Annotated in this window: 11 protein-coding genes; 4 read left to right on the forward strand and 7 right to left on the reverse strand. The window is 71.6% G+C overall.

Translation table 11 applies throughout. The features are described 5' to 3' along the window. Positions 1 to 166 precede the first annotated feature (166 nt). Complete coding sequence (locus tag ABT123_RS28660; RefSeq protein WP_351319871.1) at positions 167 to 922, forward strand: DUF3152 domain-containing protein; 756 nt, start codon at positions 167 to 169, stop codon at positions 920 to 922. A gap of 185 nt (positions 923 to 1,107) precedes the next feature. Here the strand turns inward: ABT123_RS28660 and ABT123_RS28665 are convergent, their stop codons facing one another. From ABT123_RS28665 to ABT123_RS28685, 5 genes are all read right to left on the reverse strand, one after another. Next, the gene (locus ABT123_RS28665; protein ID WP_351319873.1) at positions 1,108 to 1,767 is read right to left on the reverse strand and encodes an imidazolonepropionase-like domain-containing protein; all 660 of its coding nucleotides are present in this window, start codon (positions 1,765 to 1,767) and stop codon (positions 1,108 to 1,110) included. After that, a complete protein-coding gene (gene mqnC, locus ABT123_RS28670; RefSeq protein ID WP_351319875.1) occupies positions 1,767 to 2,966 on the reverse strand; it encodes a cyclic dehypoxanthinyl futalosine synthase in 1,200 nt (399 codons plus the stop codon). Before mqnC ends, ABT123_RS28665 begins: the two co-directional genes overlap by 1 nt. Positions 2,967 to 3,031: 65 nt before the next feature. Next, complete coding sequence (locus ABT123_RS28675; protein ID WP_351319877.1) at positions 3,032 to 4,879, reverse strand: protein kinase domain-containing protein; 1,848 nt, start codon at positions 4,877 to 4,879, stop codon at positions 3,032 to 3,034. A 75-nt stretch (positions 4,880 to 4,954) separates the two neighbouring features. Further along, entirely contained in the window at positions 4,955 to 5,584 is a 630-nt protein-coding gene (locus tag ABT123_RS28680; RefSeq protein ID WP_351319879.1) for a hypothetical protein, read from the reverse strand. Between the two features lie 92 nt (positions 5,585 to 5,676). Beyond that, a complete protein-coding gene (locus ABT123_RS28685) occupies positions 5,677 to 6,525 on the reverse strand; it encodes a menaquinone biosynthetic enzyme MqnA/MqnD family protein (RefSeq protein WP_351319881.1) in 849 nt (282 codons plus the stop codon). A gap of 237 nt (positions 6,526 to 6,762) precedes the next feature. Between ABT123_RS28685 and ABT123_RS28690 the strand changes: the two genes are divergently transcribed. Then, a complete protein-coding gene (locus tag ABT123_RS28690; protein WP_030162033.1) occupies positions 6,763 to 6,966 on the forward strand; it encodes a cold-shock protein in 204 nt (67 codons plus the stop codon). A 156-nt stretch (positions 6,967 to 7,122) separates the two neighbouring features. On the opposite strand, the gene ABT123_RS28695 is transcribed toward ABT123_RS28690, so the two are convergent. Then, positions 7,123 to 8,838 (reverse strand): lytic transglycosylase domain-containing protein, encoded by a 1,716-nt coding sequence (locus tag ABT123_RS28695; RefSeq protein WP_351319883.1) that lies wholly within the window; start codon positions 8,836 to 8,838, stop codon positions 7,123 to 7,125. Positions 8,839 to 8,932: 94 nt separating this feature from the next. Then, complete coding sequence (locus tag ABT123_RS28700; protein WP_351319885.1) at positions 8,933 to 9,367, reverse strand: ATP-binding protein; 435 nt, start codon at positions 9,365 to 9,367, stop codon at positions 8,933 to 8,935. A 118-nt stretch (positions 9,368 to 9,485) separates the two neighbouring features. Here ABT123_RS28700 and ABT123_RS28705 point away from each other — a divergent pair, with 118 nt between their 5' ends. Both ABT123_RS28705 and ABT123_RS28710 read left to right on the forward strand, forming a co-directional pair. Continuing rightward, positions 9,486 to 10,385, forward strand: a complete 900-nt coding sequence (locus ABT123_RS28705) for a helix-turn-helix domain-containing protein (RefSeq protein WP_351319887.1) — start codon at positions 9,486 to 9,488, stop codon at positions 10,383 to 10,385. Beyond that, the gene (locus tag ABT123_RS28710) at positions 10,382 to 10,630 is read left to right on the forward strand and encodes a DUF397 domain-containing protein (RefSeq protein ID WP_351319889.1); all 249 of its coding nucleotides are present in this window, start codon (positions 10,382 to 10,384) and stop codon (positions 10,628 to 10,630) included. Before ABT123_RS28705 ends, ABT123_RS28710 begins: the two co-directional genes overlap by 4 nt. Positions 10,631 to 11,667: the final 1,037 nt, after the last annotated feature.

The raw sequence follows: 11,667 nt of genomic DNA on the forward strand, positions 1-11,667 counted from the left end.
TGAGCCGGGAGGTAGCCGTGCGAACCGGCCGGAGGGGTACGTGACTTACTCCGGCGCAGGCCCGCGCGGCGCATGTATGCGCCAGTCCCACAGCACCGGCGGCGGAAGCCGCCGCTCAGGCCGTCTCCGGCGCCGCGCCCAACGCGTCAAACGGCTTCGCCGCACCATGCTGGCCGTCGTCTGCTCGGCCGGCGTGATCGGTGCCGGCGCCCTGGTCCTGACCCGGGAGGACCCGCCCGCGGGCCGGGCCCCGGCCGCCCTGCGCCCCGCGCCGGACCCGACTGTCGCCCCGTCCGGCCCGCCCCCGCTGGACCGCACCCCCGATCCCGAGGCCTCCCGGGCCTCCCGGGGAGACGTGCCGCGCTCCGGGACGGGCACGTTCACCGCCTCCGGGCTCTCTGCCGAGAAGCACGGCAAAGGACCCGCCCGCCGCTACCGGGTGGAGGTGGAAGAGGGCGCCGGGGTGGACCCCGACGCGGCTGCCCGGGAGATCGACACGATCCTCGCGAACCGGCGCGGCTGGATCCGGGACGACCGGTACGGCTTCCAGCTGACCGGGCAGGGCCCGGTGGACTTCACCGTCCGAATAGCGACGCCCGCGACCACCGACCGGCTGTGCGAGGTGACCACCCCCGAGCTGGTGGGCGAGACGAACTGCCGGGCCGGCCACACCGTGGTGGTCAACCTCAAGCGGTGGCAGCAGGGTTCACCGCAGTTCGACGGGCCGGTGGGCGAGTACCGGGCGCTGATCGTCAACCACGAGGTGGGGCACGAGATCGGGCGCGGCCATGAGGGGTGTCCGGGGGCGGGGAAGCCGGCGCCGGCGATGATGCAGCAGATCAAGGGCCTGGAGGGCTGCAAGGCCAACGCCTGGCCATACGACACGGCAGGCCGCTACGTGTCGGGCCCGGCGGTCCCATAGGTGTGGGCAGTCGTTCCGCAGGGCGGAACGGGTGGGCACACCGGAACGACGGCGCGCACCGTCCGCGCAGCGTCCCCCCGACCCCGGCCGGGCGGGGCAATGGGTGCACGCTGCGCGGCCGGTGCGGGCCGGTGTGCCGTGTGCCCACCCGTGCCGCCCTGCGGCACGATTGCCCACACGGCGCGCTAGCGGCGGCGGTGGAGCAGGCGGCCACCGATCACGGTGGCTACGCAGGTCGTGGCGCCCTCAGCCAGCAGCGCCGCTTCGGTCGGGACCGCGAACGCCGCGAAGCGGGCCGGCGCGCCCGCCTCCAGCCGCCCGTAGTACGCCTCGCCAGGCACCGCGAGACCCGCGAACGGGTCCAGCGAGACCGGGCGCCGGCCCCCGCCGGACGGCGCCGGCAGGACGGTCAAGCCGGAGCGGGTGACCGCCGTCCGGACCGACGGCACCGTGAGCCCGCCCGTCACCGCCACCACCCCCCGCGCCAACAGCTTCTGCGTGCCGCGCCGCGCACTGTGCCCCCACCGGGCCTCGGTCATCTTCAGGTCGCCCAGCGCCGCCTCCCCGGTGATCGGCTCCGCACCGAGCTCGGTGACCTCGTACGGGTCGTCCGGGTAGTACGTACGCTCCAGCAGCTCCGCCGCACCGTGCACCAGCAGCCCCGGAACCAGCAGCCCCGGCCAGCGGCGGACCCGGGCGTGCGGGTACCGGCCCGCGAGGTCCTCGTACGGGCCCACCCGGGCGATCCGGTCGCCCTCGACCAGGACCGCCCCGCCGGGCAGCGGAACCGCCTCGTCCGCAGCGCCGCCCGGCACCAACAGGTCCGCGGTGTGCAGCGTGAGCATCAGTTCGCGGAGATCAGCTTCAGCTCGGGGTGCGCCGTGCCGCCCTCGATGGCGGTGGACGAGATGTGCGAGACCACGCGGTGGTCGACCGGGTCGTTCGCCGGGTCCTCGTGCACCGCCAGGTGCTCGTACGTGGTCGCGCGCTGCGCCGGCGTCCGGCCCGCCTTGCGGATCAGGTCGATGATCTCGTGCCGGTTGGAGCGGTGCTTGGCGCCCGCCGAGGAGACCACGTTCTCCTCCAGCATGATCGAGCCGAGGTCGTCCGCGCCGTAGTGCAGCGAGAGCTGGCCCGCCTCCTTGCCGACGGTCAGCCAGGAGCCCTGGATGTGCGCGACGTTGTCGAGGAACAGCCGGGCCACCGCGATCATCCGCAGGTACTCGAAGACGGTCGCCTGGGTGCGGCCCTTGAGGTGGTTGTTCTCGGGCTGGTACGTGTACGGGATAAAGGCCCGGAAGCCACCCGTCCGGTCCTGCACGTCACGGATCATGCGGATGTGCTCGATCCGCTCGGCGTTGGTCTCGCCGGTGCCCATCAGCATGGTGGAGGTCGACTCCACGCCCAGGTTGTGGGCCAGCTCCATGATCTCCAGCCAGCGCTCCCCGGACTCCTTGAGCGGGGCGATCGCCTTGCGCGGCCGGGCGGGCAGCAGTTCGGCGCCGGCCCCCGCGAAGGAATCCAGGCCGGCCGCGTGGATCCGGCGGATCGCCTCCTCGGCGCTCACCCCGGAGATCCTGGCCATGTGCTCGACCTCGGAGGCGCCGAGGGAGTGGATGACCAGCTGCGGGAAGGCCTTCTTGATGGCGGAGAAGTGCTCCTCGTAGTACTCCACCCCGTAGTCCGGGTGGTGGCCGCCCTGGAACATCACCTGGGTGCCACCGAGTTCCACGGTCTCCGCGCAGCGGCGCAGGATGTCCTCGAGGTCCCGGCTCCAGCCCTTCTTCTTGTCCTTGGGCGCCGCGTAGAACGCACAGAACTTGCAGGCCGTCACACAGACGTTGGTGTAGTTGATGTTCCGCTCGATGATGTACGTCGCGATGTGCTCGGTACCCGCGTAACGGCGGCGGCGCACGGTGTCGGCGGCGGAGCCGAGGGCGTGCAGCGGCGCGTGGCGGTAGAGGTCGAGCGCCTCCTCCGCGGAGATCCGGCCCCCCGCGGCGGCTCGGTCGAGGACAGACTGGAGAGCGGCCTGGTCGGTCACCGGTGCGTCACCCTTCGGCGGTGTGTCAAGAGAGGTCCGGACCGGCCCAGCCTACGCCAGTGCTGTCAAGGGTTGCGGGTGAGGTCTCCCTCCGGGTTTCCGGCCGGTGTGTCGCCCGAGGCGTAGTGCAGGGTGCCGTTCGCGTTGAGGGTGAACCGCTCGTTGGCGGAACCGTTGGAGCAGACGCCGGGGGCGGGGTTGGGGCCGCCGGCGGTGTCCAGGACCAGGGAGCGGTCGGTGGCGGAGGCGAGCTTCCAGTCGCCGCTGCAGTCGGTGCCGAGGATCGCGACGACCGACTTGTCGCGGGCGACGACCTGACCGACCTTGCCGGCCTTGATGGTGATCTCGAACTCGGAGGAGACGCCGAGGCGGGAGGTGGTGATGGTGCCCTTCCAGGTGCCGATGAGCTCCTTGGGCACGTCGTCCCGGGCGGCGCCGGGACCGGAACCGCTCGGCTTGGTGCTCGGCTTGGCGCTCGACGCGGCACTCGGTGCGGTGTCGCCGGGCAGGGCCTTGCTCGGGGGTTGCTCCGCGAAGTCACGCCTGTCGCCGCCGCTGCCCGGCAGCAGTCCCGTCCCGTACAGCCCGCCGGCCAGCGCGGCCACCGCCGTGGCGGCGGCCAGCACCACCGTGCAGCTGAACCGGCGCCCGGCCGCGGTGACCCGGACCTCGCGGCCGGCCCCGCCGTCGGCTTCGGTGGGCGCCCCGTACGGCCCGGCGTCCGCGCCGGAGCCCGCTGTGGCCTGCGGCTGCCCGTAGGGAGTGCCGGCCGGCCCGCCGTACGACGGATCGGCAGCGCCGAACCCGTCCTGCCCGGCGGCGCCCGGGTAGCCGTAGCCGGGCCGCGGCCCGTACGGGCCCGAGCCCGCGAGCCCGCCGTACGACGAGTCGGCAGCGCCGAAGGTGTCCTGCCCGGCGGCGGGCGGGACGGCGCCCGGGTAGCCATAACCGGGCCCGGCCGCGGCAGGACCCGGCCCGCCGACCGGAGCCGGCCCGGACGCGGCAGGAGCCCGCCCGGCCGAGGGCATGGCGTCGAGGTCCAGCAGGCGGACCGCCGCCCGGCTGGCCTCCTCGACCAGCGGCCCCGGCAGCCAGCCCGGCACGTCCAGGGCCCCGTCCAGCGCGGCGGCGATCGCCGCCGGAGCGGGCCGGTCCGCCGGCGCCTTCGCCAGGCAGGCCGCCACCAGCTCGCGCAGCTCCCCGGCCGGCATCAGCTCGAGGTCGGGCTCCTCGTGCACCACCTTGTAGAGCAGCGTCGCCGAGTTGTCCCCGCTGAACGGCGGCGTGCCGGTCGCCGCGAAGGCCAGTACCGCACCCAGCGAGAACACGTCCGCCGCCTCGGTGACCCCCTTGCCGAGGATCTGCTCCGGCGACATGTAGCCGGGCGAGCCGACCGAGACCCCGGTCGAGGTGAGCGAGGCCGTGCCGTCCGTGGCCCGGGCGATCCCGAAGTCGATCAGCCGCGGGCCGTCCAGGGTCAGCATCACGTTCGAGGGCTTCACGTCCCGGTGGACCAGCCCCAGCCCGTGCACCGCCACCAGCGCCCGGGCCAGCCCCAGCCCCACCGCCCGGACCGCCGCCTCCGGCAGCGGGCCGTGCGCCGCCAGCGCCCGGTCCAGCGAGGGACCGGCCACATAGCCGGTCGCCACCCACGGCACGGCCGCGTCCGGATCGGCGTCCAGGACCGGCGCCGTCCAGGCACCGCCCACCCGGCGGGCCGCCGTCACCTCGCGCCGGAAGCGGGCCCGGAACTCCTCGTCGGAGGCGAAGTGCGGGTGCACGATCTTCACCGCGACCGTCCGGCCGCCCTCGCTGCGCCCCAGGTACACGCGGCCCATGCCGCCCGCCCCGAGCCGGCCCAGCAGCCGGTACGCCCCGATGGTCCGCGGCTCCCCCTCGTCCAGCGGCTGCATGGCGTCCCTTCCCCCGACGGTGGCTCAACTGCCCTCCGCACATTAGCGAAACGGCGGCACCGGCCACCTAGGGCCTCACCCGGCGCGGCGCCGCAACCTGCCCCACAGGATGCTGCTTTCGAGCGCCACGAACAGCCCGGCGCAGGTCCACAGCACCCCGGTGTAGGGCCCGTGGGCGTTCTCCGCCAGCCGGGTCGCCAGCCAGTCCTCCGGGTCCACCACCACCGTCACCCAGTCGTCCACCCGGTGGCCCGCTGCGCAGCTCACGTCGTGGAAGCGGACCTTCGCCCCGGCCTCGGGAGGGATGCCGACCCGGCACCAGTACTTCGTGGGGCGGCTCGTCCGCTTGTGGGAGTCGGTGTCGACGACCAACGCCTCGTACCGGACCCCGCGTTCCTCGAGCACGGCCTCGTCCAGGGAGGGCCCGAGGAACAGCATCAGCGCGAACCCGGACACCGCGACACAGGCGCCCGGCCAGGCCCCGCACAGCGCCCATGCCGTGCAGAGCACCACGAAGGAGAGCAGGGTGCCCAGCACCAGCCACCCCAGCCCCAGGGGTTGCACCAGCCACCCGCTCAACGCGATCAGCAGCGGGGTGAGCACCAGCAAGGCCACCGTGACCGACATCCGCTTCGGCTTCCGCTTACGGGTGGGCGGCGGCTGCCGTATGTCGTCTGCGGCAACGACTCCCGGTACTCCGGACATGCGCGTACTCCCCCTGCTCCACGGGCAATTCGGCGCGGGCGAATTGACGCGCCCGCTAAACCCGCAGAATTTAACAGGGAATTACCGCCAGGCTAGGGAACGAGCAACTCCACCTTCACGTCCGCCGGGAACCCGGTGGTCGGGCCGGTACGGCGGGCGAATTCCCGTACGCCGGCCAGTTGGTCGGCGCCGAAGCGGAAGTCGAGCGTGGTGAAGTACCGCTCCAGCAGCCCGGCGTCGAATGCCTCCCAGCGGGCCGCCTGTTCGGCCACCTTGGCAACCTCCTCGAGGGAGAGGTCACGGGAGGCGAGGAAGGCCTCGTGCACGCTCCGCACCACGTGCGGTTCCCGCTCCAGATAGTCCCGGCGGGCGGCCCAGACGGCGAAGACGAACGGCAGTCCGGTCCATTCCTTCCACATCAGCCCCAGGTCGTGCACGGCGAGCCCGAGCCGCGGCGCATCGTGCAGGGAGGCCCGCAGGGCCGCGTCGCCGATCAGCACGGCGGCCTCGGCCTCCTGCATCATCACCCCCAGGTCGGGGGGGCAGGTGTAGTACTCGGGCTGTACGCCGTACTGCTCGGCGAGCAGCAGCTGGGCCAGTCGTACGGACGTACGGGAGGTGGAGCCGAGGGCCACCCGGGCCCCGTCGAGCTGCTCCAGGGGCACCTGGGAAACGATCACGCAGGACATGACCGGGCCGTCGCAGCCGACCGCGAGATCGGGGAAGGCCACCAGCTTGTCCGCGTTCCGGAGGAACTCCACCAGGGTGATGGGACCCATGTCCAGCTCCCCCTCCACCAGCCGCTGGCTCAGCTTCTCGGGGGTGTCCTTCGTCAGCTCCAGATCCAGCAGAGTGCCGGTGCGGGCCAGCCCCCAGTAGAGGGGCAGGCAGTTCAGGAACTGAATGTGACCGACCCGGGGCCGGCTGCGATAGGGGTCCACATCGCGAGACTAGCCCGCGCGACACCGTCAGCCTCTTCGAGGGTCTCAAACGTCCGGGTGACGTGATCTTTCCCTCTGGTCTCCCCGGGACTCTGCGTGCTAGGCTCGACGCAAGTTGCAGTTTGGTTTCCCTTGCAGTACGAAGCCTGCGGAGCATGTAACCCGCAGGCTTTTGTAGTTTTCAGACTTCTTAGCAGGTTCTGGAGCAGGGCGACCCTTTGGCCCATAGGAGGGCTCATGGCTACCGGAACCGTGAAGTGGTTCAACGCTGAAAAGGGCTTCGGCTTCATCGCCCAGGACGGCGGCGGCCCGGATGTCTTCGTCCACTACTCCGCGATCAACGCCTCTGGCTTCCGCTCCCTCGAGGAGAACCAGATGGTGAACTTCGACGTCACGCAGGGCCCGAAGGGCCCGCAGGCGGAGAACGTCACCCCGGCTTAATCGCCTGGGCCAACCGGATCGCGGTTGGATAGCAGTACCTAAGGAGCCCTGCCTCTTCCGTGGGAACGGAGGAGGCAGGGCTCCTGCCTTTGTGTGCTCGGCGGCGGTGAGCACACGTACGGGCCGTGAGCACTGCTCACGGCCCGTACGTACGTTTCAGCCCTTCGGAGTCGGGGTCTCCGGGGCCTTCTCCACGACCAGGTCGAGGATGAGCTCCACGCCCTCCGGGGTGGCCAGGCGCAGGTGATACGTGCCCGGCTCGATCCCGACCGTGTAGATCCACGGCAGGGTGACCTTGCCGTTCTTGTCCGTGGCGGGCAGCTCCAGGGCGCGGACCGGCTTGCCGTCCTTGTCCTTGAAGAACGGGCCGGTGGTGTCGTCGGCCGCGACCGGGACCCACTCGCCCTGCTCGTTCTTCTCGATCATGGCGGCCTTCAGGGCGACCCCGGCGAACGGCTTCCCGTCCGCCCCCGTGACCAGCAGCTCCTGCGGAGTGAAGCTGGCGCCGGCAATCACCTTCAGCGCCTTGTCATCCGTACGGGTGATCTTGTCCGCGACCGGCTTCGGGGTGACCTTGGCCTCGAACTTCTGGGTGAAGGCGCGGGTCCCGTAGAGGGTGGCCCGCACGGTGAAGGTGCCGCCCTTGGCGTCGTCGGCCACCTTGATCCGCGGGATGGCCGCGAGGCCCTGCGCATCGGTCTTCACGACCTGGTGCTTCTTGGACTTGTTGTCCGCGAAGACGGTGCCCGCGGTGGTGTCGTCCTCGATCTCGAAGACCACGACCTCCCGGGCGGCCGGCTTGCCGTTGCCCAGCACCGCCTTGACCTTCGAGCTCTGCTCGACGGTCTGCCCCGGCTCGAAGGTCAGGGCGCGCTCGCCGACGACCTCCAGCCCGGAGACCGTGGCCGGCGGCGGAGTCGGCTTGACCGGCGGCTTGGTCGGCGGGTTGGTCGGCTTGACCGGCGGCTTGGGCTTCGGCGTGGGCGTGGGCTTGGCGGGCGGGGTGACCGGCGCCGGGGTGATGGGCGGGGCCGGCGTCACCGGCGTCGGGATCGGCTGGGTCGGCGGCTGGGTCGGGTAGTTGCCGGCGGGCGGGTTCGGCACGCCGGTGGCTCCGCCCTGGTACTGCCGCATCCAGCCGGTGACGGTGTTCACGTACTCGCGCGAGTTGTTGTAGCTGAGGATCGCCTTGTCGAGCTGGGCCGGATCGCTCAGGTTCCGGTCACCGGCGCACAGGTACAGCCCGGCGCCGAGCGCCGCGTCGTAGATGTTGTTCGGGTCGCGCTTGCCGTCGCCGGACCCGTCCGCCCCCCACCGCGCCCAGGTGGACGGGATGAACTGCATCGGGCCGATCGCCCGGTCGTAGATGTTGTCGCCGTCCCACTCGCCCTTGTCGGTGTCGCGGATCTCGGCGAAGCCATTGCCGTCGAGCCGGGGGCCGCGGATCGGCTTCTCGGTGTACCCGTCCGCCTTGAGCCCGTACCCGGAGGCGTGGACCGACTCGACCCGGCCTATGCCGGCCAGCAGCTGCCAGGGCAGCTTGCACTTGGGAAGCGCGGCGGCCACCGCCGCCTCGGAGCGCCGGTACGCCTCCAGGGCGGTCGCGGGTATGCCGGAGGCCCCCTCGGCGGTCCCGGGCCCCGGGCCCGCGCCGGTGCCCTGCGTCGGCGGGTTGGCCACCAGATCGGGAAGGTCCAGGCGGGCGTTGCCCCGGTCGTTCGCCTGGGGGCTGTCCGGGGTCGGCTCGGACTCCCCGGCATCGGCGGTAGGAGTGGTCGTCACCACGGCCGCGGTGGTCAGGCTGGCGGCGAGCGCGGCGGTGCAGAGCACTTTGCGCGAGGTGCTGACGAGGTGTCGGTGAAGAGGTTTCACAGTGCGGCGATCCCCCCAAGACGAGCTGTGAATATCCACTGTTTATCAGGTATCCGGATCCGACTCGCCGTCCCCCCTTGCCTTTGTGACAATGTCACGCTTCAACCTCCGCCCACACCGCCTTGCCGGGCGGGCGGGGGCTGACGCCCCAGGCGCGCGCCAAGGCCCGTACGAGCAGCAGCCCGTGCCCGCACTCCGCCGACCAGGGGTCGACGGGCCCCGGCTCGGCCGGCGGCAGCCGGTCGCCCCGCGCGTCCACGACTTCGACCCGGACGCTCTTCCCGCCGCCGTCGCCGTCGTACGCGAGCAGCAGCTCGAAGTCCCGGCCCGGCACCCGCCCGTGCAGCACGGCGTTGGCGGCGAGCTCCCCGACGACGAGCCCCACGTCCTCGGACAGCCCGCTGCCGTACGGAACCCCCCACAACTCCAGCTGCGCCTGCGCGAGCCGCCGGGCCAGCCGGGCTCCTCGCCGGGTGGCGCTGAACCGCTGACGGAATCCGGACGCGTGGTAACTGATTTCGGTGGTCACCTCACCGAGCGTGTCCGTTCCGCCGTAGGCTTGCCAGGAGCAGCGGCGCGACGGCGGTGAGCCGTAGGAGCGCCGGTCTCTCCGTGTACGGCCCGTACGGACGGGGGCGGTTCATCCGATGAACAACCAGCACGACCCTTACCTCGACCCTCACGACCTCTCGGATCGCGAGCAGCGCCCCGAGCACCCGGTCGAGACGGACGGCACGGCCCACCTGTTCCGCGCGCTGGGCAGACAGATCAAGGCGCTGCGGGAGGCCGCAGGCCTCCACCAGAAGGAGCTGGCCGCCCGCCTGCACGTGGGCGAGGACCTGATCTCCTCGATCGAACGCGGCGTCCGCACCCCACAACCGGACCTACTGGAACGCGCGGACGGAGTGCTGGGGGCACGGGGCGTCCTGCTGGCGGCAATCCCGGACGTACGGGAGGCGCTGAAGCGGGCGCGTACGCGGCATCCGGACTGGTTCCGCCATTTCGCGACGGCGGAGGCGAACTCGCAGGCGCTGCACTATTACAGCGTCCAGGCCGTGCCCGGCCTCCTTCAGACGGAGGGCTACGCACGCGCGGTCTTCCAGCACCGCAGGCCGGTCCTGGACGAGCAGACGATCGAGAAGCGAGTGGCGGACAGGCTCTCCCGACAGGTGATCCTGGACCGCTGGCCTGCTCCCACCTTCAGCTTCGTCCTGGAAGAGGCGATCCTGCACCGTCCCATCGGCGGAGCCGAGATCCACCGGGAGCAACTCCGCCGGATCCTGTCCGTGGGCAGCCGCCGCACCGTCCACCTTCAGGTCATGCCGATGTCCCGGGAGGAACACCCAAGCCTCGACAGCTCCTTCACCCTGCTTCGCCCCAAAGGTCGCCAGGAGGTGGCTTACACCGAGACTTATGGTCACGCCAACCTGATCACCGACCCGGAAGCGGTCCGCATCTACAGCGAACGCTATGGGATCATCCGCGCACAGGCACTCACTCCACAGGAGTCCCTGGCGCTGGTCGAAAAGATGCTGGGAGAGCGATGAACACCACGGATCCGGCCTGGTTCAAGAGCAGCTACAGCAGTGGCGAGGGCGGCCAGTGCCTTGAAGTCGCCTTCGCCTGGCGGAAGTCCAGCTACAGCAGTGGTGAGGGCGGCGAGTGCGTGGAGGTGGCGGCCTGCGCCACGGTCATCCACGTCCGGGACTCCAAGAACCCGGCCGGCCCCATGCTGGCGGTGGCACCCACGAGCTGGACTGATTTCACCGGCTGGGCTTCGGGGGCCGAGTAACGGTCGGGCGGAATCAGGGTGGTGCCCGGGGGCTGCCCGTCAGTCCTCACTGTCCTTCCGTGTCCGTCCGGTCCCTCAAGGGCGCTCCTTCGTCGCGTCGCTACGCGATTCCGCTTCGCTCCACCCTTGACCGACCGGCCGGCCCCGGAAAGACAAGGACTGTCGGGCGGCCCCCGGGGGGATGGCATGGGGGCAGGTGCCCAGATGCGGCCATGCACAAGGGGCTGAGCAGCGGCTCCGCCCGGCCAGCCGCCCTGCCGGGCGGAGAGCTCCATTTCCTCGAAGCCCGCGCCCATTTGGCAAGGCCAGACCATGGGCCGCCAACGATCGCTGCGCGCTCCGGCCGGTTTAGCGTCTCCGGACCGGCCGTGGCCGGACATAGGCCGCCACCGATCGCTACACGCTTCTGCCGTCAGGCGTCAGACGGACCGCCTGTGGCCGGACATAGGCCGCCACCGACCACCACGCCTTCCGGTGGTCAGGCGACAGACGGACCGGCCGCGGCCGGGCATAGGCCGCCGCCGATCGCTGCTCGCTCCTGTCATCTCGGCGGCCACCGGCCGTCTCGTGACCCCAATCAGGGGCGCATATCGGGGCAATCCAGGCAGGATGGAAGGGTCTTCAGGCCGTGATGGCCGCCTCTCCTGCTCTGAGCTCCATTTCGCCGTGTTTTCGACTTCCCACTGCCCCAAACGGGCCGATGGCGGCTTATGTCCGACCACGGCCGGTCCGTCTGCCGCCAAACAACCGGGGGCGTAGTGGCCGATGGCGGCCTATGTCCGGCCACAGGCGGTCCGGAGACGCTAAACCAGGCGGAGCGCGTAGCGATTTGAGGCGCCCGGGGCTCCGCCGGGCCAAACAGGCTGGGGCTTCGAGGAAACGGAGCTCTCCGCCCGACAGGGCGGCCGGTCGGGCGACAGCCGCTGGCCCGCCACCCTCGCGTGGCCGCATCTGGGACACGTCCCCCATGCCGGCCCTCCCCCCGGGGGCTTCCCGACAGTCCTTGTCTTTCCGGGGCGGACGGCGGGGTCAAGGGT

Source organism: Streptomyces sp. NPDC002054 (assembly GCF_040296685.1).
Taxonomy (GTDB): domain Bacteria; phylum Actinomycetota; class Actinomycetes; order Streptomycetales; family Streptomycetaceae; genus Streptomyces.